Origin of the sequence: Shimia sp., assembly GCF_039969785.1 — a bacterium.
Taxonomy (GTDB): domain Bacteria; phylum Pseudomonadota; class Alphaproteobacteria; order Rhodobacterales; family Rhodobacteraceae; genus Shimia.
Map to the genome: position 1 here is coordinate 166,683 of NZ_JBDVNC010000017.1, position 25,416 is coordinate 192,098.

A 25,416-nucleotide genomic window follows, 5' to 3' on the forward strand; every position below is an offset into this window, starting at 1 on the left:
ACCTTAGGTGTTCATAGAGTCAAAGAACTCAGAGTTGGACTTGGTCTGCTTGAGTTTCGAAATCAGGAACTCAACAGCATCTGTGGTGCCCATCGGGTTCAGAATCCGACGCAGAACAAAGGTTTTAGCCAGATCAACCTTGTCGACCAACAGTTCTTCTTTCCGTGTGCCGGATTTGAGAATGTCGATGGCCGGGAAGACGCGTTTGTCTGCAACCTTACGATCCAGAACGATTTCCGAGTTACCCGTACCTTTGAATTCTTCGAAGATAACTTCGTCCATACGGCTACCGGTATCAATCAGCGCAGTTGAGATGATCGTCAGCGATCCGCCCTCTTCGATATTCCGGGCAGCACCAAAGAAACGTTTGGGGCGTTGCAGCGCGTTTGCGTCGACACCACCGGTCAGAACTTTACCTGATGACGGCACAACAGTGTTAAACGCTCTACCAAGTCTTGTGATTGAATCGAGAAGAATAACAACATCTCGTTTATGCTCGACCAAACGCTTGGCTTTTTCGATCACCATCTCAGACACGGCAACGTGACGGGTTGCTGGTTCATCAAAGGTGGACGAGATCACTTCGCCCTTCACAGAACGCTGCATGTCGGTCACTTCTTCTGGCCGTTCGTCGATCAGAAGAACAATCAGATAGCATTCCGGATGGTTGGCTTCGATCGAATGCGCAATGTTTTGCAACAGAACCGTTTTACCAGTACGCGGCGGTGCAACGATCAGCGACCGCTGACCTTTACCGATTGGCGCAACCAGATCGATAATCCGCGCGGAACGGTCTTTGATTGTGGGATCTTCGATCTCCATATTCAGACGTTCATCGGGGTAAAGCGGCGTAAGGTTGTCAAACGCAATCTTGTGCCGGGCCTTTTCGGGCGGCTCAAAATTGATTTGCATAACATTCGTCAACGCGAAATAGCGCTCGCTTTCTTCTGGCGCTTTAATCACGCCGTCAATCGAATCCCCGGTGCGCAACGAATGCTTACGGATCATATCTGGCGAGACGTAAATATCGTCAGGGCCCGGCAGATAGTTGGCCTCAGGTGCGCGCAGGAAACCAAATCCGTCCTGGAGCACTTCAAGCACGCCCTCGCCTGAAATTTCCCAACCTTCATCCGCACGTTCGCGCAGAATCTGGAACATCATTTCGCCTTTACGCATGGTCGAGGCGTTTTCGATTTCCAGCTCTTCCGCCATGGACAGAAGGTCTTTGGGGCTTTTTGACTTGAGATAACCCAAAGCCAGTGTTTCTTGTGTCATGGAAATATCCTGTGTCTGCCGCAACGGGCAGGTCGTTTTGTCTGTAAAATAGAAGACACATGGCCCGGACGGGCCTGTTAAGCGCTATGTAAGGGCTGTGGCGTTCAGAGTCAATTCTATCAGAATTTTATGACCACAGACGCAACAATAATAACCATCAGAACGGTTGGCACTTCGTTCATCAATCGGAACTGCCGCCCAGTCAGCGTATTTTCATCGCGCCCGAACTTTTTGCGCATCTGCATGAGCCAATGATCAAACACGGTCATCGATAGAACGGCAAAAGCTTTGGTATACGGCCACACAGCGCTCCAATCGACAATCCCTGGGGTGAACACCAAAACCAGGCCTGCGGCCCATGCAGCGACGCTTGCCGGGGCCATGATGTAGCGCTGAAGCTTGAACTCCATAATCTTGAGCGTTTCATCAAGGGTATCACCCTTTTTGGCACGCTCAGTGTGATAGACAAACAAGCGTGGCAGATAAAACAGACCCGCCATCCACGAGATCACAGAGATGATGTGGAAGGTCAGAACGTATGGATAGATGTCGACAAGAAAGTAACCCATCTCTCTATGTTCCTTGTTCCGTTTCTCAGCCCCTCTTAAATAAATAAAGAAATATAGAAAAGGATGATGATTAAGTAGTGTCAGGGATTTCTTGGGATTATTGAGTTGTCCCGGCAGTTATCCACGGTTTCCTGCGTAGAATCCTGAGGTGGGAGAACGCGAATGCTTCTTGATTTATTTACGTATTATCAAACATTTGCGGATTTTTGGAGAAATATTGCCTGTGGAAAAACCTGTCGATGAAACTGTATGCTCTTAGTTCATCCACGGCGAAAAGTTATCCTCATCCACTGTGCAAAAAACCCACGACGGGTCGTGAAACATGCGACCTGTCCCCAGCAGAAAAATGACGCCTTAACTTTCCAGTGATAATGCTTAAGAAACCCTCAAGCTTTTCCACGGGGATATCCACATGGCATCCAGTTTGATCCTTGCGTCCGGGTCGTCCATTCGGGCGCAATTGCTGAAAAATGCGGGCGTGTCATTTGAGGTCGCAAAGGCCCGGGTGGATGAAGACATGATCCGCCGGTCTTTGGAAGCAGAGGGTGCGTCGCCCCGCGACATCGCGGATGTGTTGGCAGAGTCCAAGGCGCGCAAAGTGAGCGCAAAGATGCCAGGCGCAACGGTTTTAGGATGCGATCAGGTTTTGGATTTCAAAGGGACGGTGTTTTCGAAACCGACCAGCAAAGATGATGCGCGGGCGCAATTGCTTCAACTGCGCGGGCAGCGGCACATGTTGTTGTCGGCGGCGGTGATTTACAAAGACGGAGAGCCGCTTTGGCGGTTTGTTGGTGTTGCCCGACTTTTCATGCGGAACTTTAGCGATAGTTATTTGAATGCGTACCTCGACAGGAACTGGGAAAGTGTTCAACATTGTGTTGGTGGCTATATGCTTGAATCTGAAGGTGTGCGTCTGTTTGAAAAGCTGGATGGCGACTATTTTACGGTTCTTGGGATGCCTCTTGTTGAAATACTGTCCTATCTGACATTGCAAGGAGAGCTGCCACAATGACTTTGCCGTCGATTCCGTTGGCCGGGGTGATCGGAGACCCGATTGCACATTCCAAGTCGCCAAAACTACACGGTCATTGGTTGAGAAAATACGGCCTGACCGGTCATTATGTGCCCTTAGAGGTTGAGGCAGCTGATCTGCGGTCTGTTCTGAAAGCCATGCCGCGAATGGGATTTGTGGGCGCCAATGTGACGCTTCCGCACAAAGAACGTGTGATGGAATATGTTGATCAGGTGACGGATCGCGCAACGCTGATTGGTGCTGTAAATACGCTGATTTTTCGCAATGACGGGACCATTTTGGGGGACAATACCGATGGCTATGGGTTTATCGAAAATCTAAGGCAGGGTGCGCCAGATTGGGAAGCCAGCGCGGGACCGGCGGTTGTGTTAGGTGCGGGTGGCGCAGCGCGGGCAATTATTGCGTCGCTTCTGGATGCGGGTGTCCCCGAAATCTTGCTGACCAATCGCACACGTGTACGGGCTGAAAAGCTGCGCGAAGACTTTGGCGCCCGTGTTTCGGTGGTTGAATGGGTTCAGGCGGGCAATATTCTTGAGAAAGCGGCCACGTTGGTAAACACCACATCGTTGGGCATGACCGGAAAACCGGAGTTGCGGGTGCCGCTGGACGGATTGCATAGCCAGACCGTTGTCACCGATCTGGTTTATACGCCGATGCGAACACCGCTGCTTGAGTTCGCTGCAGAGCGTGGATGCGTGACAGTAGATGGCTTGGGCATGTTGTTGCATCAGGCGGTGCCCGGGTTTGAGCGTTGGTTTGGCCGACGTCCCGTTGTGGATGATGAAACCCGTCAGGCGATATTGTCATGAGCTTTCGATTGGGTCTGACCGGGTCGATTGGCATGGGCAAGTCCACCACCGCCTACATGTTTGCCGAAGCCGGATGCGCAGTTTGGGATGCGGATGCGGCGGTGCATCGGATGTATTCGAAGGGCGGCGCTGCGGTTGGGCCCATTCGTTATGTTTTGCCCGACGCCATTGTTGATGGGGCCGTGTCGCGCGGCCGTCTGAAAGAAATGATCCGGAAAGACGCCAGCATTCTCGAAACCCTGGAACAGATTGTGCACCCGCTGGTTGCTGCTGATCGGGCGAAATTCTTTGAAAGTGCCACGGTCGATATCGTGGTTTTTGACATTCCGTTGTTGTTTGAAGGCAATGGCCATGTCGACATGGATGCGGTTATATGTGTCACTGTTTCACCCGAAATTCAAAAAATGCGGGTTATGGAACGCGGTACGATGACCCAAGAGCAGTTTGAACAAATCCGCGCCAAACAATTGCCTGACAAAGAAAAACGGGCGCGGTCTGATTTCGTAATCGAAACAGATACACCTGAACACGCGCGTGAGCAGGTGTTCAAAATAGTTGAGACGATCAAAGGGTGGATGGCAGATGCGTGAAATCGTTTTGGATACGGAAACCACGGGTTTTGATCCGGAATCAGGAGACCGGATTGTCGAAATCGGAGCCGTCGAGCTGTTTAACCATTTGCCGACCGGAAAGACGTTTCACGAATACATGAACCCGGAAAGGACCATGCCGATGGATGCTTTTCAGGTGCATGGTATTGGCCCGGACCTTCTTGAACCGCCGCAACCACCTGAACCGGGTGCCGTGACGCTGCGCGACAAACAGTTGTTCAGCGCAGTAGGTCAGAAGTTTCTGGACTTCATCGGTGACGCAAAGCTGGTAATCCACAATGCGTCCTTTGACATTAAATTTCTGAACGCCGAGTTGCGCTGGCTTGGCCTACCCCAAATCCCATGGGAACAGGCGATTGATACGCTTGCGATCGCACGGAAGAGATTTCCCGGCTCTCCGGCGTCTTTGGATGCGTTGTGCAGACGGTTTGGCATCAACAATTCGAACCGTACGCTGCATGGCGCGTTGTTGGATTCCGAAATTCTGGCTGATGTCTATCTGGAGCTTATTGGCGGGCGCCAACCGGATCTGGTGCTGGCCACTGGCTCAAGCAGTCAGAACGCGGCAAGCCCTCAGTCTGAATGGCGACCGACCAAGCGACCAACGCCTCTTGCATCCCGTTTGACAGCGGATGAAGAAAAAGCCCATCAGGCATTTGTCGAAAAAATGGGAGATACGGCGCTTTGGAACAAGCAAGGATAGGCGCCGCCTGAGCGGCAGCGCCCGTCATCTGGTATCAGTTGGTCACTTCAGGCGTGGCTTCGGCTGCGCGCCGCGCAACTTCGCTGCGATACAACGCCATGAAATCGATGGTTTCCAAATTCAATGGCGGGAAGCCACCATCGCGGGTTATATCGCTGACGATCCGGCGCAGGAATGGGAACAACAGACGTGGGCATTCGATCAGCAAAAACGGGTGCAATTGCTCTTCCGGCACGCCTTCGATGTGGAAAACCCCTGCATATTCCAGTTCGAGGATGAACATTTCCGCGCTGTCGTCTTTATTTTTGGCGACGATGTTCAGCTTTGTCATCACTTCGAATTGGTGATCGGGCGTGCGCTTTTTGGCATCCAGATTTACCTGAACCTGAATGTCGGGCTGCGCATTTCCGCCGCCGCCTTTTTGTGCCAGAATATTCTCAAATGACATGTCGCGAATGTACTGCGCCAATACATTCATTTTGACTTGAGGCGCTTCTGCTGCACCCTGCTCTGCGCCGTTGCCGTTCTCTGCCATCTGTGTCTCCTAAAAATCAGATTTGAACTGCTTTATCAGTTCAAAAGCAGAGCCTCAATGCTTTGTCCATTCCGAGGGCTGGTGGGTTGGTTTTTTTGGTGTTTCAACCTCGGAAAATTCGCCATCGATAATGTCCGCACGTGCAGATGGACGTTGTGTTTGGCTTGTCGCGCCCATCGAAAAGCTTTTGACGCTGACGCGTTTGCGCAAATACCCAAAGACAGCCATGCGAACTGGCGGCATCAACAGGGCAAATCCGACGGAATCCGTAAAAAAGCCCGGAGTCAACAAGAGAGCACCCGCAATCAAGATCATTGCACCATGGGCTAGCGGTTCTGTCGGATCATTGAGTTCCGAAAACGAGCGTTGCAGATTGCCAATGGCCATGACGCCCTGAGTTCTGACCAACCAAGTTCCGGCAATCGCGGTCAAAAGAACGATGCCTAAAGTTGGCCAAAGGCCAATTAAACCACCAACTTGAATGAACAACGCGATTTCGATCAATGGTACGGCAACAAATATCAAAAGCAGCCACATGATTTCTTTACTCCATAGGACTTTCCGCCAAGGTGGACTTGACCTTGCTGGTGACTTACATAAGTGCCGTAACAACGTGTTTCCATGCCCAACCTGAGGTCGAAATGAATTCATCCATTTTGCAGTTGCTGGTTTTAGCCGGTATTGCCATTTTCCTGATCCTGCGACTGAAGAATGTTTTAGGTACCCGAGACGGATATGAAGCCCCCCGTGAGGTTTCTCAGCAACCTGCGGAACGTCGTGGGCCCGAGCTGGAAGTTATAGAGGGTGGACCAGATCGCGATATTCTGGATCACGCCGAAGAAGGCAGTGATTCCGCGCTGGCTTTGGCATCGATGAAATCTGCAGAGCCGAGCTTTGGCGTCAGCGATTTCCTTCAGGGCGCTCGAGGGGCCTATGAGATGATCCTTATGGGATTTGAAAAAGGTGATCTTGCCTCGATCAAGCCGTTTCTGGGTTCGGATGTCTATGAAACCTTTGCCGAGGTTGTTGAGGCCCGTGAAAAACAGGGCCTGACAATTCAAAGCGAATTTGTTGGCGTGCGGGAAATGACGCTGCATGAAGCGCGGTTTGATAAGACGTCACGCGAAGGCGAAATTGCTGTGCGGTTTGTCGGTGAACTGACCTATGTTGTAAGGGACCGCGCAGGAGAGATCGTGGAAGGCAGCGAAAGCCAGATCAAGCGGCAAAAGGATATTTGGACCTTTGCCCGCGGTATGGGGTCAAACGATCCTAACTGGCAGCTTGTTGCCACTGGCGAATGATCCGCACGTTTCGGGCGGCGCTTGCGGCTGTCCTGGTGATGGCCGGAGGCAGTGCTGTGTCCGAAACAACGATGAAAATCCTGTCTTTCCAAGACCTTGATGGGTGGGCGCAGGACGATCACGAATCTGCGCGACAGGTGTTTCTGAACACGTGCATGGATTTTGATGCCCCGGATTGGCAGACAATTTGCGCTGCTGCGACGGGCATCAAGGACGCGCGCAATTTCTTTGAGCTGCTTTTTCGTCCTGTTTTGATTGAAGACGGCGCGCCGGGTTTGTTTACCGGGTATTTTGAGCCGGAACTGGATGGCGCGCGGTCACCCGGCGGGCGGTATCAGTATCCGCTATATCGCATGCCACCTGAGGCGAAATCGGCTAGAACCTGGATGACAAGACGGGACATTGAAACCTCTGGTGTGATGTCGGGCCGGGGTTTGGAAATTGCCTGGGTTGATGATCCGGTCGAGCTGTTCTTTTTGCAAATTCAGGGATCGGGTCGCATTCGGTTGCCTGACGGGTCCTATATTCGGGTTGGATATGGCGGTGCGAATGGCCACCCGTATCGGTCGATCGGAGTCGAACTTGTGCGGCGTGGCGTGTACAATGCGCATCAGGTCAGTGCGCAGGTGATTAAGAACTGGGTGCGCCGAAATCCGGTCGATGGGGCCGAGCTGCTTCGCCACAACAACAGCTATGTTTTTTTTCGCACTGTTAATCGCGTGCCACCTGAACAGGGCCCGCTTGGCGCGATGAATCGGTCGATAACGACCATGAGATCTGTGGCGGTCGACCCTAAGCACACACCACTTGGTGCGCCGGTCTGGGTTGAAAAAGACGGCGAAAATCCGCTGAGGCGATTGATGATTGCGCAAGATACCGGGTCTGCGATCAAGGGCGCACAACGCGCGGATGTGTTTTTTGGCACTGGGGACGCCGCCGGAAAGGCAGCGGGTAAGCTCAAAGACGAGGGCCGCATGATTGTTTTGTTCCCGATTCAGCGCGCCTATGCGATGTTACCGGAGTCTATTTTGTGAGCAGGCGCAAACTGACAGACGATGAGGTGGCCCTGTGGCGCAAAGTGACGGATAGTGCCCATCGTATGCACCCGGAGCGATCGAAACAGCAACAACTGCCCAGACCAAAACCTAAGCCCGTCAAGACACCGCAGGTGCGCATACCGGAGTTTCAGGTGGGTGCCCGGGCGGCCACGCGGCTGCCGTCAAACGAATATGTGCCGCCGATGTCTGAAAGATTGGCCAAACAACCGGTCCAGATGGACAAAAAGGCGTTTACCCGCCTTAAGCGCGGCAAACTGGTGCCCGAAGGCAAGATTGATCTACACGGCATGACGATCGATCAGGCGCATCCTGCCTTGACCGGGTTCCTGATGCGCGCGCATTCAGAAGGCAAACGTCTGGTTCTGGTGATTACGGGTAAAGGCAAATCCGGGCGTGATGAAGGACCCATCCCAACGCGGCGCGGAGTTCTAAAACATCAGGTGCCTCAGTGGCTTGCCCTGCCCCCGCTCCGGTCTGTTGTGTTGCAGGTTGCTGAAGCACATTTGAAGCACGGTGGTGGTGGCGCGTATTACGTTTATCTAAGCCGTCGCCGATAGTTTCACGTGTGCCCTGTGAATAGGACCGACCATAACAATGCTGGCCATTACGAAACACACTGCAAATCCCAGAAGCTGATTTTCGTACGGAACCCCAAGATCGATGAGCCATCCAGACAGCCCAGGTCCAATAGCTGACCCAAGAACCATCACAGCTGCCACGACAGATTTGATCGAGCCCAGATGGGCCGTGCCATAAAATTCAGCCCAGACTGCATTGGGCAATGTCGCTTGCCCACCTCCGGCCATTCCCATGAGAACCACGCCAAAAGCAACCCAACCAACATTGGGAGCATAAGCATGCACTATAAATGCCGCAACCAGAGGCAACAGGTACACAGGCATTAGGCGCGCGGCACCAAATCGGTCAATCGCCCAGCCGTAAAAGATGGTAGACAACGCAAATGTGATGGTCCCCAACGGAAAAACAGCAACCAATGACAAGTGTGCCCAGCCCTTGATCTCGGCGAAATGTACCTGATGAAACCAAAAGGCAGTACCGAAAGCTGGAAAAACCAAAAGTGCGGGTGCGATTGACCAGAAAAGCGGGTGACGCAGGACCTCGGCCCTTGTCCAGTGCCGTCCGTACATACCCCGGACGGACGATTCTGACGCTACGCTTTTAGGATTCCGTTCTTTGCGCAACAGCGAGTAGAGAGCGGGCATCATCAGGATACAAAACAGGCCGCATCCGAACCAAAGCGTGTGCCAATCGAAATAGGTTTTGAGCCAGACAAAGGTCAGAGGCATCATGGCTTCGGCGGTCATAAAGCCCATCGTGGCTGTTGCCAGCGCCCTCCCGCGTGTCGCCACAAACCAGCGCACCATAGCGACAAAAGCCACATGGCTGCTCATCCCCTGCCCCATCAGACGCAGCGAAAACACCACAAGCGGCAGCAATAGCACCCACCGGTTTAGAGCCATAGCAAAGCAAGACAAAGCCAACAGGCCAATCACAGCGACGCCAAGCACGCCGACGCGCACCTTGTCAGCCAATCCACCAGCCCACAGCATGGCAACCGCCGATGCGCCTGTGCCAAACATGTAGATCAGACCCCAATCGCCATTGGACAACCCAAAGGTTTCGCGGATTTCGCCAGAAAAAATTGAGATAAAAAATGTTTGCCCGAAGCTCGACATAAATGACAACAACGCGCCGGCGGCCAGAAATGGCGCGTTTTCACGTAGAAATTTTAATGTAGAGATTGAGGTACCAGACATGGGCGCCACAATGACGGCGCCCACGCAAAGCGCAAGGGGTTCAGAGCACGTAGCGGCTCAGGTCGGCAGACTTAGAAAGTTCTCCGAGGTTTTTATCGACAAATTGCGCGTCGACCGTGATTTCTTCACCCGACCGGTCTGGTGCCGAAAAGCTGAGTTCTTCGAACACGCGTTCCAGAACAGTGTAAAGGCGGCGTGCGCCAATGTTTTCAACGGACTGGTTCACATCAGCCGCAATTTTTGCCAACGCCTTGATACCGTCTTCGGTAAACGTGACAACCACCTCTTCGGTGTTCATCAGGGCGGTATATTGCAGCGTCAGCGCATTGTCGGTTTCGGTCAGAATGCGCACAAAATCTTCCTCTGTCAGCGCTCTAAGCTCTACCCGGATCGGCAAACGCCCCTGAAGTTCGGGCAGCAGATCAGACGGTTTTGCGATGTGGAACGCACCAGATGCGATAAACAGGATGTGGTCCGTTTTGACCGCACCGTGTTTGGTGCTGACGGTTGTGCCCTCGATCAATGGGAGCAGGTCTCGCTGCACACCCTCTCGGCTGACGTCACCGCCGCGCGCCTCTTGCCGGGCACAAACCTTGTCGATCTCATCCAGAAACACGATGCCGTTCTGTTCAACCGCTTCCAGTGCGGCGCGTGTGACGGTCTCATCATCCAGCAATTTGTCGGCTTCTTCAGAAATCAGCACCTCGTAGCTTTCCGAAACGCTCATCTTGCGTTTGACGGTCCGCCCGCCAAGCGCCTTGCCGAACAGTTCGCCAATGTTCATCATGCCCATTTGCCCGCCGGGTTGTCCGGGAATATCGAACATGCCGCCCATCGGGTTTGAAGTTTCGGACACTTCCAGTTCGATGACAGTGTCGTCCAGCTCGCCTGTTTTTAGCTTTTTGCGGAACATTTCACGCGTGGCTTCGCGCGCGTCCTCCCCGGCAATGGCCTCAATCACACGTTCTTCGGCGGCGCGGTGTGCGTTGGCCTTGACGTCTTCGCGCATGGTTTCGCGGGTCTGGATAATCGCGGCATCAACCAGATCACGAATGATTTGTTCCACGTCACGCCCGACATATCCAACTTCGGTGAATTTAGTCGCTTCGATTTTAATGAAAGGCGCGCGGGCCAGTTTGGCCAAACGACGGCTGATTTCGGTTTTTCCAACACCGGTGGGGCCAATCATCAGGATATTCTTGGGATAAACTTCATCGCGCAAATCATCGCTTAGCTGTTTGCGGCGCCAGCGATTGCGCAGGGCCACGGCCACGGCGCGCTTGGCGTCTTTCTGACCGATGATAAAACGGTCAAGTTCGCTGACGATTTCGCGGGGGGTCAGGTTTGTCATTTGGTTTCTTCCACGTCTTCACCGGAGTCAGTAAGCGGCTGCCGTTTTATCGGCGCCCGGCCTTCTCCTCCGGGTTTCAATTTACCGCCCCGAGCGTCAATCTCGATAAGCAGGGTGCGGCACTCATCATCAGTTTTTCCGACAAGACATCCTAGCCGCCGATCTTTTCGACAGTCAGGTTGCCATTGGTATAGACACAAATGTCAGAAGCGATGGCCATCGCTTTGCGCGCAACTGTTTCGGCGTCATGGTCCGTGTCCATCAATGCGCGTGCAGCGGCGAGTGCATAGTTGCCGCCGGATCCAATTGCGGTCACATCATGTTCGGGCTCCAAAACGTCGCCGGCCCCGGTAATCACAAAGATATCGGTGCCGTCTGAAACAATCAGCATCGCCTCAAGCTTTTGCAGATATTTGTCAGTGCGCCAGTCTTTGGCCAGCTCAACGCTGGCTCGTGCCAGCTGCCCGGGTGTCGCTTCGAGCTTGATCTCCAAACGTTCCAACAAAGTGAATGCATCGGCGGTCGACCCGGCAAACCCGGCGACCACGTCGTGCCCACCCGGTTTAAGCCGACGCACCTTGCGCGCCGTGCCTTTGATGACGGTCTGGCCAAGGGATACCTGACCATCACCCGCAATCACAACTTCTCCACCTTTTTTGACACCGATGATTGTGGTGCCGTGCCAACCGGGAAACTGATCTTCCGCCATGACGTACTCCTGTTAACTCGACGACCTATATGAGGCTGCAGGGGCGCAGGCACAAGGGCGGGCCTTGTCGTGGCGGTTTTGTCGGCATAGCGTCGGCCACATGATGGGCGAAAAAAGCATTCGGTTTTACCTGCCTGACGGGCTTCGGCAAAGCGCGGCAGCAGGGGAACATAATTTCCTGAACAAGGTCGCGTCGGTGTTGGCCGATGCGGGGTTTCGGGCCGAGTACCTGAGCCCGGATTTAACCAACACCTTTGCGCCGGGATATTCGCTGTTTCACATGCAGGAACCATTGGCGCGGAATTCCGTGACTGTTCGACGGGCGTATTATTACCCCTTTTGGCAGATCGAGCGCACAAATGAGCGGTGGCATTGGGACGCTGCCAAGGCGCGGTTTGATCCCGATGCGATTGACGCTGATGTTGCCCGCCAGTTTTATTTGTTCTGGCAAAAACGTCTGTTTTCAGATGCCATGAAGACCTTTGGCTGGGACGGATTTGTCTATATTCCGCTGCAGGGGCGGCTTACGCAATGTCGGTCCTTTCAATCCTGCAGCCCGATAGAGATGATCCGGCAAACATTGCTCCACGAGCCAAAAAGACGCGTGATCGCAGCACTGCATCCCAAGGAAACCTATTCTGAAGAGGATTTTGCAGCGCTTGAAGCGCTGGATGCAAAGTTTGATCGGCTGGAATTGCGCATGGGCGAGATGGAGAGCCTGTTGCCACGTTGTGATTATGTGGTGACTGAAAATTCAAGCGTCGGGTTTTCAGGGTTCTTTTTCGGCAAGCCGTGCGTGACATTTGCCAATATCGATTTTCACCACATTACCGCAGATGTGGGCCGCTTGGGAGTAGAAGGCGCATTTGACGCCGTGCGTGGGCCGGTACCTGACTTTGCCGGGTATGTCTGGTGGTTTCTTCAAAAAATGTCGATCAACGCAGGGCGACCTGAAGCCGAAGAGAAAATCCGGACAAGATTTAGCGCGTTGGGCTGGCCGGTTTAGCTTAGGCACGAAAAAGGGCGCCTTCTTTTCAGAGGCGCCCTTTCGGTAATCTCTAAAAAGATCAGATCGAGTCTTCGATCCAGCTTTGCAGGGCCGCTTTAGGAGCGGCGCCAGCGCGGTTTGAAATGACCTGACCGTCTTTGAAAATGAACAGCGCAGGAATGCCACGCACGCCAACTGATGCGGCGACATTAGGGTTTGAATCCACGTCAACCTTGGCAATTTTTACTTTGCCTTCCAGCTCTGCAGAGAGTTCTTCCAGCGCCGGCCCAATTTGCTTACAGGGTCCGCACCACTCGGCCCAGAAATCCACAACGACGGGCACGTCGGAATTTTTTACTTCTTCGTCAAAGGTGGCATCGGTGACAGCAACGGTTGCCATGAAAGGTCTCCTGAATGGAATTGGGTTGGATGAACCTAAGGAGCCTCTGGGCGAGCGTCAAGGTACCCTGATGCGGTCAGCGCATTTGTCACAAGATCGTGTGGTAACACCATATATTGTGCCGTCCTTGTCCAAAGGATGGCGGTTTCGATGCGATGTTGCGGGAAAATCTGAGCCAGCCCATGCGTATAGGCCCCCATCTGCCGCAAAAGACTGTCTGGAACCTGATCCGGGGACCCGGGGACATTCCGGTTAGATTTGAAATCCACGGCAATCACGCGATCGGGGTGGATAATCAACCGATCGATAATCCCACTGAGCCGACCCGCGCCGAGATTTGCTGTAATCGGCACTTCGGCCAGCGTTTTTGGATCAAAGATGTGAGCGAAAGATTCGGTTTCCAAAACGCGGGATGCTTCGGACAACAGGTCGTCAAACACGGTTGGGTCGATGGGAGCTGTGTCCGACTTGAGCAGGTGCCGGGCCAACGCGGGCCATTCTGTTTTTGCGGCCACAGGCAAGTGTTCCAGCAGCAGATGTATCCATGTGCCGTATTGCTTTGCCTGTTCTTCATCCTGCCCTAAATCACCGGGCAACGCCTTGGCGCCGCCAAGGTCGGACGGGCTGAACAGAGGCGCAGGGCGCTGGGGTTCGGGCGCCGGGCGGATAAAGCGATCAGGCAATACCGTTTGCGCGCGTGTCGCGTCTGTCGTTGACGAAACAATCGGGCCGGACCAGTCCCCAAGTGCATATCGCAACCCCGGTCCGCCCGCATATTGCCAAGGCTCAGCGCCGATATGTGTCATGCCGTCGCGCACAATGTCGTACCAACTTTGGCCGTCTTTGCCCAAATCCCCGGCAGCGGCGACAATCAGCCATTTTTCAGCCCGGGTCATGGCCACATAAAGCAGCCGCAAGCGTTCAGCGCGCTGGGCATTCATCATGGTTTCGCGCGCGTCCAACAGGTTGCGAGGTGCGAGATCAGCAGGCATGTTCCATGCTGCCTGGCCCTGCAGCGGAACAATGGGCGCGTCCGTTCTGACCAGCCTTTTGGCAGTATCCGGCATGATGACAATGGGTGATTCCAAGCCCTTGGAGCCATGCACAGTCATGACGCGAATGCGGTTTCCGGCGCTATCCATCTGGCGTTTGATTTCCAGATCGTCGGTTTCCATCCACAACAGGAACCCTGTCAGGCTGGGCACGGCGCTGGATTCATAAGCCAGCGCTTGGGACAATAGCGCGTTAATGCCGTCTTCTGCTTCGGACCCCAGACGAGAGAGCAGGTTTCGCCGCGCGGCGTGGCGGGTCAAAATGCGTTCGATCAGGTCATAGGGGCGCAAAAAGTCGGTCTGGCTGAGAAGGTCATCAATAATCGACAGCGTTTTGGGGAATTCTTCGCGCCGTTTTCTAAGCTCTTCCCAAAGAAACCCTTTGGGTCGACGGTGTGCCAGATCGAACAACATCTGTTCGGACCATCCAAAAATCGGAGACCGCAATGCCGTGGCAAGTGCAAGATCGTCTTCGGGTGTGCTGAGGAAAGACAGTAAGGCCGCCAGATCTCGTACGGCCATTTCGCCGCCAACCTTTAGTCGGTCAGCCCCCGCAATTGGAAGGTCTCGGGATTTGCACGCGCGGATGATTTCATGAAACAGCTCGGACCGTCTTTGGACCAGGATCAGGAAATCCCCGGCTTGAACCGGGCGCTGGGAATACATCCCAGAATCAAGCTTTTGCGCCGGAATAGTCTCTTTTGCATCAATGAGCCGCTTGATTTCGTCAGCGATACGTTCCGCCAAGACAACTGTATGATGCGTTTCGCCCAGACGGTCGACAGGATCAAACCAATCGGACTTTTCAGATTTCTCTCCGGGCTCGACAACCGGCCAAAGATCAACCCGACCCGGCATGTTGTGTTGAAAGGCGCGATGTTTGTTTTCGCGCGGGAAACCGGCGCCGTGTTTGCCTTCGAAACAGGTATCAACCAACCCAAGAATGGCCGAAGACGACCGAAAGGAATATTCCAGACTGAGGCGTTGAAGTTGATGACCAGAGGGCTGCATACGCGCGGCGAACTCTTGGCACATCCTGTCAAATTCAGCAGGATCAGCGCCCTGAAAGCTGTAAATCGATTGCTTTTTGTCACCCACAACAAAAATGGTACGCTCAACATCGGAACGCGCGCCGCTGCCGCTAGTGAATTCTTGCGCCAGCCGTTCAATTACTTGCCACTGCGCTGGGCTGGTATCCTGCGCCTCGTCGACCAGAATATGATCAATGCCGCCATCCAGACGATACAGAACCCATTCTGCAACGGTCGGGTCGTTCAAAAGGGCGCGTGCGCGCAAAATGAGGTCGTCAAAATCCAGCCAGCCGCGCTGTTGTTTGTGGTGTTCATAAAGCTGCAGAAAGCGGTGCCCAAATACGTGCAACGCTTCGCTGCGACGGACCGCATTTAAGGCAAGTCGCGGGTCACGCGCGCTTTCGACGCGGCGCATCAGGTCTTCGACGCGATCCATCAAGGACGCATTGTCCTTTTGAACTTTCTTAGTTGGAAACGTGCCGATCTTGGCGGTAAACGGCTCTTTCGCGCCTTTTCCGCTCAAAAAGACGCTTTCCAGTATTGGAAGCGCCTGTAAGTTCAGGTCGGACAGCATCGACAGTTTGTCAGCAGCAGCCTGATCGCGCACCCCGCCTGCCCGGCAGGCTGTGATCAGATCAGCGATCAGGGCAACTTCGCCGCCCAGAAAAACGGATTTCTCAAGCCCGGATTCATCCAGAGACGGATCGCCCCCAAATGCGTCATGTAGCTTGGCAAGATCAGTTGGACCGCGAAACAGTTCCGCGTTGCGAATGATGGCGGCGGTCAGATCGTCCAGATATTCGCCGGTAAAATGCCGCGCCAGATCGTGCACCACTTGTGCGTCTTTTCCACCTGCCATCTGATCAACAATGTCATGGCGAAGCAGTGCTGATGCCCTGTCTTCCATTTCGGTGAATAACGGAGAAACACCCGCCTCCAGCGGAAACCGACGCAAGAGCGCAGCGCAGAATGAGTGGATGGTTTGGATCTTCAACCCGCCGGGGGTCTCGATGGCGCGCGCGAACAATGTGCGCGCCTCTCTAAGCTCGGGTTTGCTGATTTTGCCATCGACACCCAACTCGACCAGTTCGGCGCGCAGATCGGCGTCGTTCTTCATCGCCCACGCACCCAACCGTTTGAACAGCCGGTTTTGCATCTCGCTGGCGGCGGCTTTGGTGTAGGTCAGGCACAAAATGTGTTGCGGAAGGACGCCGTTCAGCAACAGGCGCGCGACGCGGTCCGTCAGAACACGGGTCTTACCCGACCCCGCATTGGCCGAGAGCCACGTGCTGTCGCCGGGACTCGCGGCCTGAACCTGTCGTTCCGTTGCATCGTTGCGCATCATCACGTCATATCCTCGGGAACGGCTTCGTCGGTGGCGTCCCATTCGCCAAACCGTGCCAGTTGATCGTAATCCCCGGCATCCGCATCTGAGTGCATGGCACGGCGTGATGTGAACCCCTTACCTTCGACGCTATAGCAGGTGATCAGGTCGACAAATTCGTCCCAAACCTGTTGTGCAGAGCTGTGGTCAAGCGGCGCTGGCTGGTCTTTGGGGGAGCTGCCAAGGCCGATATAGATGGCGTCGGCAACCATGGCGGGCCCCAAATCCTTAAAGTCGCCCCGCTCGGCCAATGTGGTTTCCAGCAGCAACTGTTTGTCAAAAAATATCTGCTGATCGCGGGATGGAGGGGCGCCGGTTTTGTAGTCATACAGGACCAACCGACCATCATCAGTTTTGTCGATGCGGTCTGCCTTGGCCGTCAAGGTGAAATCAAGTGAGTCAATGCGCCCGGTTGCAGAACATTCAAACGCGATTGGGGCCGCCTTGTTCATCCGTTGTTTTTCGCCCGCGATAATGTGGTCAGATAACCGGTTCAACCGCGTGGACCAAAGCGTTCTTGCCGTGGCCCATGGGACGTTTTGCGCCAGAACAGTCTCTGAAATCCGCAATAACCGGTCTTTGTTGATTGCGTCCGGGTCGCCCGCACCCCGAATGAATTCTTCGAGAACCTCATGCACGACGATACCCCTTAACAAGGCGTCAGGGGTGCGCATCAATGGGTTCAGGGCCCGAAGTCTGAGCACATGTTTTGCGTAGATCGCATAAGGATCGCGGATCAGCCGTTTAATTTCAGTAACGGACAGATGGTTGGGCCGCGATGCTGGTGGTGGTGTTGGAGACGGGCGTGGCGCGGCTGCGGTCGGTTCAAAATCCTCCATTGTCTGTACCAACCCAAGCCAGTGATCCCCCCGGCGGCGCATGTCAGATAGGGCGGTCTCTCCACCCTGGTCCGGCAGGCCACCCAATAGGTTTATCAATCTGTTGATCCATCGTGACGGAACGGTTTCAGCCTCATCAGAGCGAACAGATCGCGAGATCCAGACCTCGGGGGCACAGACGGCTTGCTGAAAATCATGCGCCGACAGGCCAATCCGGCGCTCAGGCAGCAATAGCCCGGCGTCGTGACGCATTTTGCGGTTGAGCCAGGGATCGGGCGTTGGCGCTTCGGGCCAGCTGCCTTCGTTCAGGCCGCCCAAAATCACCAGATCGGCGCCTTGCACACGGGCCTCGAGCGTGCCCCAGATCAGGATATCCGGATGCCCGCTGTCCCGGTCGCGCACCTCTGATCGGGACAGGATTGCACCAAACAAATCGGTGTAATCAAGCGCCGAAACAGGACCGGCCACCCCTGCGTTTTCTGAGATCTCATCCACAAGTTTGCGGGCTTCTTGGCCGGCTTTTTTATCCCAAAGCGCGCCGGACCCGTCGCCGGGCCCCTGCGCAATGCGCTCGGCCAGATCAATATGCGCAGTCAGCCGATCAGACAGCGAAAGCGTGCCCTGAGACTCAAGATCACAAAAGGCCGATAGCCACGCAAGCCAATCTTCGACCTCTTGTTTTTGCGTCACGGCCCACAATTCAAAATCAAGCTGCGTTGGAAAAGTAACACCCTTGCGCCGCAGCCATAATTCCAGTTCGCGCGTGTTTCTGAGATGCGGGCCGCGGTTGTCGCCGCTATGGGTCAGCGGGTGCTTTAACAATGTCAGCAGCATTTCAGAGGTCAGTTTGTGCAATGTTAGCGCGGCCACATGGCGCAGAAACCGGCCCGGCGGCGATAGTTGCAGCGGCGTACCCGCACTGTCGTCCGGCTCTATATCCCACCGATCCAACGCGGTTGACACTTGCCGGGTCAGCATTCGGTCCGGGGTGATCAACGCAGCCGTTTGCCCATCCTCTGCCGCCTGTCGCAATCGCAATGCAATTACCAACGCTTCTTCCCGCATCGAGGCCGCTTCGATCAACGTGACTTTTGCGGTGGCCTCTTCAAGATTGCTTAGCGACGGGCCATCGGACAGCCATTGGTCGGTAACGGGTGCGGGGCGTAATGCGAGCGAAACCAAACGGTTGCGTTCCGGGCAAGGCGGCGCCGTGTCAGCCCATTGTGCCACGCCTGGAGCCGAAAGGCTGAGCGTTTCCAAAAGTTTGCGGAACCGGAATTGCGGGTGATCTTCACTGCTGAGTGGATCAGACAGATGTTCCCAAACAGACGCGGGCATGTCTTGGTCAAAACCGGGAAGAACAATGGCGCCTTGAGGCAACTGGGCAACTGCACGCATCAACAACATGGTTGTGCCACGTGAACCAGTCGATCCCGCAATAATTACCGGGTGGGATGGCGGCGCCTGGTCCCATGATTGGATCAGGGCTTGCACGATGTGCCGCTGGCGAGTTTGTGCGTCTGGTGCCTGATCGGTGTCGTCCAGAAAGTGCTGAACAATGCTCAGAAACGTCTTGGCGCGTGCCCAATGGCCGGATTGATCGGAAATGTCCAATTTTTCGATGGCGTCGAATGGAACGCCCTCGCCCTGCATTTCGTCCATAAGACCGGCAAGGCTGTCGGCCAGATCATAAATTGATGCGCGCGAGGCAAGGTCGGGCTGCTGCTTCAAAAGTTGGCTGATCAGCTGGATCAGCTCGAACCTTCTTCGGACCGGGGAAACAGGCGCGGGCAGGTCAGCCGCCGCGCCACGCCCGATATCTGTCAAAAGCTCGATCCGGGGCAACAACATTGCTGGCCCGGCGTCAAACAGGGCTTTGACCCGCCGTGCCATGCGTGACGTGTTCACGATCAACTGCACACGCGCCATTTCCCCGGGGGATCGCGAGGCCATCCGGTTTGTCAGACCTTTAACCAGAACCGCAGGGAAGTCTGCGCCCGGTGGAACGGCGTATACGCGCGGTGTCTCTGACGGCTCAAACATGGTGTGCTTTCAAGAGTGTTTCGGCCTGCTCAATGCCTTGCGGGGACCCGACGTCGCACCATTTTCCGGGATATGCGACACCAAAAAACCGACGATCCCGGATCATGTGATCCCAAAGCCGGTTGAGAGAAAATACCTTGTCGGAAATGTCATTCAAACCTTCTGTCTTAAGGATTTGTATGCCTCCATAAATCAGGCCCGGGCCCCGTCTTATCGTGCCGTCTGATCCCAGCACAAAGTCGCCGGCGCCAGTGTGACCAACGGTATTTTCGGGCGAAATGCAAACCGCCAGCGCGTCCATCCTGTCAGGGTCCCAATGTTCCAAAGCCAGGCTGAACGGGTTAGGACCGGCCCAAATGGCGTCTGTGTTGGTTGTGTAAACTGGGCCAGCGCCCAACAATGGCAGCGCGTGCTTCAAGCCACCACCCGTTTCCAGAACGTCGGGGAGTTCAGGCGACAGGTCAATATTCTGATCTTTCAGGTGATGTTCTATCTGATCCGCAAGGTAATGAGTGTTCACCACGATCCGGAGCGGATTTACGGCGCGCACCATGTTTAGAGTGTGATCAATCAAAGGGGTTCCGGCTACTTTGAGCAATGGTTTGGGGCGCGTTGCGGTCAGGTTCCCCATCCGGGTGCCAAAGCCAGCTGCAAACATCATTACCGTTTGGGGGCGTTGGATCATGCGTCTTTCAGCTTTTGTAAGAGTGCGGGTGTTGGCGCCGGAAGTTCGGACAAAAAGAAGTCTCGAACAGGTGTGAGACTGGGGTGTTGAACGGTGCGGGTCAGATAAGACCAGACCCGAGGAATATAGTCGATGTAGTGGGGTTTGCTCTGCAGTCTCGAAAGACGCGCAAAAATTCCGAGGATTCGCATGTTCCGCTGCAACCCCAAGGCAAAATACGCCGTTTCAAAGTGAGCGCGGTCCAGTTCTGTGGCGTCGAGATAATACGCCATCAATTTTTGCTCCAGATCCGCAGAAACATCGCGGCGCGCGTCCTGAAGCAGCGAAACAAGATCGTAAGCGGGGTGCCCGATGACCGCGTCCTGAAAATCAAGCAGGCCAACACGTGCAACGCCATGTCTCTCCGGCAACCAGATCAGGTTTTCGGCGTGATAATCCCGCAAAATCAAAACCGGGTTGGGCGGCTCGACGCGTCGCAGGATTTCATGAATGCTCGATGAAACAGAGGTTTTGTATTCATCGGATTCAAGCCCGCAACCACGCATATACCAATCGAAAAACAAGTCTATCATGCCCGTCAGACGATCTGCATCAAAAAGAACGAGACCTGTTGGCGCAGGGGCTTTGCGCAGGTCGATCAGCACGTCGGTTGCTGCCTGATAAAGGCTCAGTTCAAGGTCGGGATTGTCGATTGCAAGTCGGGCAAACAGAGCGTCACCCAAATCTTCCAGCAGCAAAAGGCCCAGTTCCGCGCTTTTTGCGTAGATGCGAGGTGCGGAAAACCCGGCATTTGTCAGATGCTGCGCGATGTTTGCAAACGGGTCGACGGAGTCATTTTTGCCGGGCGGGGCGTCCATAAGCACAGCGCGATTGCCAGACGGTAACGTCAATCGCTCGTATCTGCGGTTTGAGGCGTCACCCGCCAGCGGCGCGCGGCGCGCAGATGACCAACCGCAATCGTGCAGGAATTCGTTTATCTGGAGTTTTCGCGTCACGATGTTGCTGTCCGAACTATGTGATCCCAACCCGGGTTTGACCAACTCAACTTTAGCGATCGATGTCCTTCGTGTTGCGACAATTCGAATTCGAGCATCAACGCAGATTCAGGGAATAAGTCTGCAAGGCGGTCCGGCCATTCAACAAGGCAAATAGCCTCTTCAAAGGCATCGACGAGACCAAGTTCAATAACTTCGTCGGGAGATGTCAGCCGATAGAGATCGGCATGCCAAAGTTCTCCGGAGCGGGTGTCGTAGGTCTGGACCAGCGTGAAGGTTGGTGACGGGACGTCCTCTGGAACTGTCAGCAATGTCTGAATTAACGCGCGGGCGAAATGGGTTTTTCCGGCGCCAATGTCGCCCTGAAGCAAAAGAACATTTCCGGGTCCTAATGCAGAGGCAAACCGCGCGGCGAGAGCGGCGGTTGCATCAGGTGAAGACAGAGAAAGAGACAGCGATTTGCGCGACATGGCGCAAGATTACCGGTCCGGGCTGCGCCTGCAAGGACCATAATGCTCTAGTCCGCAGGAACCGGGGTCGGAGCAGCATACCCAGACACATTGGCCGCGCAAAATTTGACCATGGTTGCGCCCTGCCCTAACGGAATAATTCGGATATTAAGCTGGGTTCCGGATTTTAGCGTGACAGGTTCCGACCATTCAGACCGGTTCTCGTTTGACATGATGGCATGTTGCAGTTTTTGCCAAATATCAGATTGCCTGGCGTGAGACTTCCATAGCGGCAACGCATCGCGAAGCGTATATTCGGCAATGCTTGTGTCCGGATCGGACAGCCAGAGCGCACGATATGCCGAATTGCAAATTCTGAGTTCGCCGGTTGATGAGAAAACGGCAACCGCACTTTCCAGAGCGTCAATAACAGAATGACCCAGTTCTACATCGGATCTGAATCGCCGTGTTAACGAGATTTCAGCGCTGATATCTTCGAACAGAAAAGCGATTGCCCCATCTGGGTGCGGCCTTCCTGTAACGCGATAGGTCAGACCCGACGGCAAAGTCCATGTTTCGGCATATCGTCCGTCGGATGCGGCAACCACAAGCTCTGCTATTTGTTCGCGCCATGAGGCATAATTTTTTGGCTCAGGCATCACGCGCTTTTCCCGAAGGCAGTCAAAGAACGACAGCAAACTGGGCCTTGAAGACAGAAAATCGGCAGGCAAAACCGTAAGGTCAATCAAGGCGGGATTGAACAGAGCCAACTGGCGGTTGCGGTCAAATATCGCCAATCCAATCGAAAGCTGGGCGAATGTTTTTGTGAGAGTCTGGACAAAATTGCGTTGCGCGATCTCGGCGTTCACAATGGCATTTGCATCCGTCGCATAGTGCATAATGCGGTCTTCAGAAATGACCTTGGCCACGTCGAACCAATAGGTGCGATCATTTGCAAGATTTGTGACCGCAGTTCGAACGGGTTCGCCACTTTGAGTATTTGGATCAAATTCGAAAATTGTGGCACAATCTTGAGTACCACTTCTTTCAAGCTTACCGGCCAGCGCGTCATAGGCGGCATTGCGCCAGGTTATTGTCCCTTCTTTATCAGTTTGCCAAATCGGATTGGGTGCATCGAAAATGGCCTTCCAGGTCGGGCTCTCTAGCGAAGCTTCGTAATTCGCCGAGTGCTCTAAAGTAACGCGCGCGGTGTTCCCCCATTGATCAATTATGACAACAGCTGGATCAGACGGATCGCGCGCGCGCAAAACCGTGCTGCTGTTCCCGTTTTCTGTTCCTTGAGATGTTGGAAAGCTGGGAAACCGGTTGGCAAGCTGTTCGGTCAAATCATGCCAGCCGAATTCCGGATTTTCATGCTGAGTCACTATTTCGAGCGCGGTTGTATTTGCATCAGTCAAGACACCTGCGTTGAACAGGTAAATCGCTGTCCTGTCCGGCGCCGAGTCCGATGGTGGTGGCGGAGCCATTTCGCGCTGCTGCAACCGCCGTATCAGCCAGAGAATAGAGCAGACCAAAAATGCGCTGGCGAGCGGCGCGATCAGAAAAGGAATAAGCCCGGGCTCGGTCATTAGCGCGCCTGTTTGCCAAATAATATTGACACAGATTGAAAGAGGTGTGGTTAACAGCGCGTTAACAGTTTGGCCTAATCAGATAAGATCGGGTTTTCTCCCATTTTAATTGCAAATTCTCCATGCAACGCATCGATCAGATGCCTTGGCCAGACCACTTCGACGATTGCGCCGGTGCGTGACGGCTCGTCCTTGCGCGGGGAATAGTTGTATGACCCGTTGGCAAAACTTAGTTCGGCACCGGTTCGTTCCAGCAAGGTTTTGGCGATAAATAACCCAAGACCCATGCCCTCGTATCCCGGGCGTTGTTGGCGATCCCGTTCAGTTCTTCGACGTCGTACAAATGGGTCGCCAATCCTACCGATCAAATGCGATGGATATCCGCTGCCGTCGTCCATTATGCGTACGGAAACTGTTGTTTCGGTCCATTCTGATTCTATCCAAACTGTAGATTCCGCAAAATCGACAGCGTTTTGGATCAAATTGCGCAGCCCGTGAATAATCTCTGGCCGTCTGAGAACCATTGGGGCGTGCTCTGGATCAAGATGTTCGAAATTTACTTTCTTGTCGCGCATCAGATGTGGTTCTGCTGCATCTTCAAGTATCGTCGAGAGATGCGCTTTTTTCAGCTGCAGGTCATCTTTGCCGGCGCGCCCCATCGATTTGAGAATGTCGCGACACCGATCCGCCTGCTCGCGAATCAACGACGCGTCCTCTTTTAGCTCAGGCCGATCTTCCAGCTCGTCCATCAATTCTGCGCTGGCCAGTTTGATGGTGGCCAACGGTGTGCCCAGTTCATGCGCGGCAGCAGCCACCACGCCGCCAAGATCGGTCAGCTTTTGTTCACGTGCCAACGCCATCTGCGTGGCGGCAAGGGCGCCGGACATGGACGACATTTCCGAAACAACACGCCGCGAATAGACCGAGCTGAAAAGGATCGCGATTACAATCGCGGCCCAGTTTCCGAACAGAAATACATCGGGAATGCGCAGAATAAAAAACTCTTGGCTGCGCAATGGCAGATAGTATTCGAGCATGACAGTGACAAAGGCGATGGCCAATGTGGCAATCACCAAAGTAGACCGCACGGAGAGCACGGAGGCCGAAATGGTCACGGGTCCAACGACAAGCACGGAAAACGGGTTGTTCAGCCCGCCGGTCAGAAACAACAGAAAACACAGCTGCAAAAGGTCAAACAGGATCATAAAGCTGTTTTCCGTTTCAGAGAGCAGCTTGTTTTCAGGAAAAACGAACATCGCTATCAAATTGCCGATGACCGATATTCCGACGGCCAGATAGCAAAGGCCAAATTCCTGTTCGAGGTCGAATGTAAACTGGGCGATCACCAGAGCAACAATCTGACCAAAAATCGCGACCCAGCGCACCAGAATGATCGTGCGCAGACGAATCCAATTGCTGCGCCGCTCCCCTGAAAGAAGTTCGGATGAAAAATCCGTCATCGTGCGCCTTTCCTCTTGTCTCTGCCGGATCAATTGTTAGGTCTCGGATGACAATCATTCAATATGACTTTGCCAGAGGTGCTCACATGGCTCGTACAGCCGCCATTATTGCCGTTTTTGCCACGATCATTGCACTGGCAGGAATTTGGTTCGTATCGCGTGGAAAAGGCGATGGCGATCAGTTTGCACAATGTCGTCAAGGTCAGGTCGCAGGCGGAACAGCTGCTATCGGTGGTCCGTTTGAATTGGTGAGCGAGACTGGCGAGACGGTGACAGAAAAAGAGGTTCTGGCCGAACCGTCGCTGATCTATTTCGGGTATACCTACTGTCCTGATGTTTGCCCTATGGACACATCCCGTAACGCGGAAGCCGTTGAAATCCTTGAGACTCAGGGTGTGATGGTGCAACCCGTTATGGTGACGATTGATCCGGGTCGCGATACACCCGAGGTGATGGCGGAGTTTACCGACTATCTGCATCCTCGTATGTTGGGTTTGACCGGATCACCCGAACAGATCAAAGCCGCGAGCCAGGCCTATCGCACCTATTATCGCAAGCAGGACTCGTCGGATGAAAATGACGAATTCTATCTGGTGGATCATTCGACATTTACCTATCTGACTTTGCCGGAGCATGGGTTTGTTGAATACTTCAAACGGGATGTGACACCTGAGAAGATGGCAGAGCGTGTCGGGTGCTTTGTCGAAAACATGTAAATAGATACGGTGTTTGACCCCGGGCCTGAGCCAAGTTAAAACTTGGGAAATAG

24 protein-coding genes are annotated in these 25,416 nt (G+C 54.1%); 9 read left to right on the forward strand and 15 right to left on the reverse strand.

Going from position 1 to position 25,416, the window contains the following annotated elements; genetic code table 11:
- Window positions 1-3 precede the first annotated feature (3 nt).
- Window positions 4-1,275, reverse strand: a complete 1,272-nt coding sequence (gene rho, locus ABJI08_RS08970) for a transcription termination factor Rho (protein WP_348401485.1) — start codon at window positions 1,273-1,275, stop codon at window positions 4-6.
- Window positions 1,276-1,394: 119 nt separating this feature from the next.
- Window positions 1,395-1,844 carry a CopD family protein gene (locus tag ABJI08_RS08975; protein ID WP_348401486.1) on the reverse strand — a complete coding sequence of 150 codons (450 nt, stop codon included), beginning with the start codon at window positions 1,842-1,844 and terminating at the stop codon, window positions 1,395-1,397.
- Between the two features lie 412 nt (window positions 1,845-2,256).
- Between ABJI08_RS08975 and ABJI08_RS08980 the strand changes: the two genes are divergently transcribed.
- From ABJI08_RS08980 to dnaQ, 4 genes are read left to right on the forward strand one after another with little or no spacing between them, the layout of a single operon-like run.
- Entirely contained in the window at window positions 2,257-2,856 is a 600-nt protein-coding gene (locus tag ABJI08_RS08980; RefSeq protein ID WP_348401487.1) for a Maf family nucleotide pyrophosphatase, read from the forward strand.
- Complete coding sequence (locus tag ABJI08_RS08985; protein ID WP_348401488.1) at window positions 2,853-3,686, forward strand: shikimate dehydrogenase; 834 nt, start codon at window positions 2,853-2,855, stop codon at window positions 3,684-3,686. The genes ABJI08_RS08980 and ABJI08_RS08985 overlap by 4 nt, the downstream gene beginning before the upstream one ends.
- Window positions 3,683-4,276, forward strand: coding sequence for a dephospho-CoA kinase (coaE, locus tag ABJI08_RS08990; RefSeq protein ID WP_348401489.1), 594 nt, complete (start codon window positions 3,683-3,685; stop codon window positions 4,274-4,276). The genes ABJI08_RS08985 and coaE overlap by 4 nt, the downstream gene beginning before the upstream one ends.
- A complete protein-coding gene (gene dnaQ / locus ABJI08_RS08995) occupies window positions 4,269-5,000 on the forward strand; it encodes a DNA polymerase III subunit epsilon (RefSeq protein ID WP_348401490.1) in 732 nt (243 codons plus the stop codon). The genes coaE and dnaQ overlap by 8 nt, the downstream gene beginning before the upstream one ends.
- 34 nt (window positions 5,001-5,034) lie before the next feature.
- Here dnaQ and secB read toward each other — a convergent pair whose 3' ends face one another.
- Complete coding sequence (secB, locus tag ABJI08_RS09000) at window positions 5,035-5,535, reverse strand: protein-export chaperone SecB (protein ID WP_348401491.1); 501 nt, start codon at window positions 5,533-5,535, stop codon at window positions 5,035-5,037.
- 54 nt (window positions 5,536-5,589) lie between these two features.
- A complete protein-coding gene (locus ABJI08_RS09005) occupies window positions 5,590-6,072 on the reverse strand; it encodes an FxsA family protein (RefSeq protein WP_348401492.1) in 483 nt (160 codons plus the stop codon).
- Window positions 6,073-6,176: 104 nt separating this feature from the next.
- Between ABJI08_RS09005 and ABJI08_RS09010 the strand changes: the two genes are divergently transcribed.
- The 3 genes from ABJI08_RS09010 to ABJI08_RS09020 are packed head-to-tail and all read left to right on the forward strand — an operon-like array spanning window position 6,177 to window position 8,451.
- Window positions 6,177-6,836 (forward strand): Tim44/TimA family putative adaptor protein, encoded by a 660-nt coding sequence (locus ABJI08_RS09010; protein ID WP_348401493.1) that lies wholly within the window; start codon window positions 6,177-6,179, stop codon window positions 6,834-6,836.
- A complete protein-coding gene (locus ABJI08_RS09015; protein WP_348401494.1) occupies window positions 6,833-7,870 on the forward strand; it encodes a murein transglycosylase A in 1,038 nt (345 codons plus the stop codon). Before ABJI08_RS09010 ends, ABJI08_RS09015 begins: the two co-directional genes overlap by 4 nt.
- Window positions 7,867-8,451 carry a Smr/MutS family protein gene (locus ABJI08_RS09020; protein WP_348401495.1) on the forward strand — a complete coding sequence of 195 codons (585 nt, stop codon included), beginning with the start codon at window positions 7,867-7,869 and terminating at the stop codon, window positions 8,449-8,451. Before ABJI08_RS09015 ends, ABJI08_RS09020 begins: the two co-directional genes overlap by 4 nt.
- On the opposite strand, the gene ABJI08_RS09025 is transcribed toward ABJI08_RS09020, so the two are convergent.
- The 3 genes from ABJI08_RS09025 to hslV form a co-directional block, all read right to left on the reverse strand.
- Window positions 8,434-9,672 carry an MFS transporter gene (locus ABJI08_RS09025; protein WP_348401496.1) on the reverse strand — a complete coding sequence of 413 codons (1,239 nt, stop codon included), beginning with the start codon at window positions 9,670-9,672 and terminating at the stop codon, window positions 8,434-8,436. The two genes, ABJI08_RS09020 and ABJI08_RS09025, sit on opposite strands and share 18 nt — an antisense overlap.
- A gap of 40 nt (window positions 9,673-9,712) precedes the next feature.
- Window positions 9,713-11,023 (reverse strand): ATP-dependent protease ATPase subunit HslU, encoded by a 1,311-nt coding sequence (gene hslU, locus ABJI08_RS09030; protein WP_348401497.1) that lies wholly within the window; start codon window positions 11,021-11,023, stop codon window positions 9,713-9,715.
- A 151-nt stretch (window positions 11,024-11,174) separates the two neighbouring features.
- Window positions 11,175-11,732: an ATP-dependent protease subunit HslV gene (gene hslV / locus ABJI08_RS09035; RefSeq protein WP_348401498.1), complete on the reverse strand. Its 558-nt coding sequence runs from the start codon at window positions 11,730-11,732 to the stop codon at window positions 11,175-11,177.
- Window positions 11,733-11,832: 100 nt separating this feature from the next.
- On the opposite strand from hslV, the gene ABJI08_RS09040 reads away from it, so the two are divergent.
- Window positions 11,833-12,738, forward strand: a complete 906-nt coding sequence (locus tag ABJI08_RS09040; protein WP_348401499.1) for a hypothetical protein — start codon at window positions 11,833-11,835, stop codon at window positions 12,736-12,738.
- A gap of 61 nt (window positions 12,739-12,799) precedes the next feature.
- On the opposite strand, the gene trxA is transcribed toward ABJI08_RS09040, so the two are convergent.
- From trxA to ABJI08_RS09080, 8 genes are all read right to left on the reverse strand, one after another.
- Complete coding sequence (gene trxA, locus ABJI08_RS09045; protein WP_348401500.1) at window positions 12,800-13,120, reverse strand: thioredoxin; 321 nt, start codon at window positions 13,118-13,120, stop codon at window positions 12,800-12,802.
- A 35-nt stretch (window positions 13,121-13,155) separates the two neighbouring features.
- Window positions 13,156-16,551: a double-strand break repair helicase AddA gene (gene addA, locus ABJI08_RS09050; RefSeq protein WP_348401501.1), complete on the reverse strand. Its 3,396-nt coding sequence runs from the start codon at window positions 16,549-16,551 to the stop codon at window positions 13,156-13,158.
- Window positions 16,548-19,469 carry a double-strand break repair protein AddB gene (addB, locus tag ABJI08_RS09055; RefSeq protein WP_348401502.1) on the reverse strand — a complete coding sequence of 974 codons (2,922 nt, stop codon included), beginning with the start codon at window positions 19,467-19,469 and terminating at the stop codon, window positions 16,548-16,550. Before addB ends, addA begins: the two co-directional genes overlap by 4 nt.
- The gene (locus tag ABJI08_RS09060) at window positions 19,462-20,130 is read right to left on the reverse strand and encodes a nucleotidyltransferase family protein (protein WP_348401503.1); all 669 of its coding nucleotides are present in this window, start codon (window positions 20,128-20,130) and stop codon (window positions 19,462-19,464) included. The genes addB and ABJI08_RS09060 overlap by 8 nt, the downstream gene beginning before the upstream one ends.
- Before the next feature lie 20 nt (window positions 20,131-20,150).
- A complete protein-coding gene (locus ABJI08_RS09065; RefSeq protein ID WP_348401504.1) occupies window positions 20,151-21,149 on the reverse strand; it encodes a phosphotransferase in 999 nt (332 codons plus the stop codon).
- Window positions 21,146-21,619, reverse strand: coding sequence for a tRNA (adenosine(37)-N6)-threonylcarbamoyltransferase complex ATPase subunit type 1 TsaE (gene tsaE, locus ABJI08_RS09070; RefSeq protein ID WP_348401505.1), 474 nt, complete (start codon window positions 21,617-21,619; stop codon window positions 21,146-21,148). The genes ABJI08_RS09065 and tsaE overlap by 4 nt, the downstream gene beginning before the upstream one ends.
- A 47-nt stretch (window positions 21,620-21,666) precedes the next feature.
- Complete coding sequence (locus ABJI08_RS09075; protein ID WP_348401506.1) at window positions 21,667-23,187, reverse strand: PAS-domain containing protein; 1,521 nt, start codon at window positions 23,185-23,187, stop codon at window positions 21,667-21,669.
- Window positions 23,188-23,261: 74 nt separating this feature from the next.
- Window positions 23,262-24,647 (reverse strand): ActS/PrrB/RegB family redox-sensitive histidine kinase, encoded by a 1,386-nt coding sequence (locus ABJI08_RS09080; RefSeq protein ID WP_348401507.1) that lies wholly within the window; start codon window positions 24,645-24,647, stop codon window positions 23,262-23,264.
- 86 nt (window positions 24,648-24,733) lie between these two features.
- On the opposite strand from ABJI08_RS09080, the gene ABJI08_RS09085 reads away from it, so the two are divergent.
- Window positions 24,734-25,363: an SCO family protein gene (locus ABJI08_RS09085; RefSeq protein WP_348401508.1), complete on the forward strand. Its 630-nt coding sequence runs from the start codon at window positions 24,734-24,736 to the stop codon at window positions 25,361-25,363.
- The last annotated feature ends 53 nt before the right edge of the window (window positions 25,364-25,416 follow it).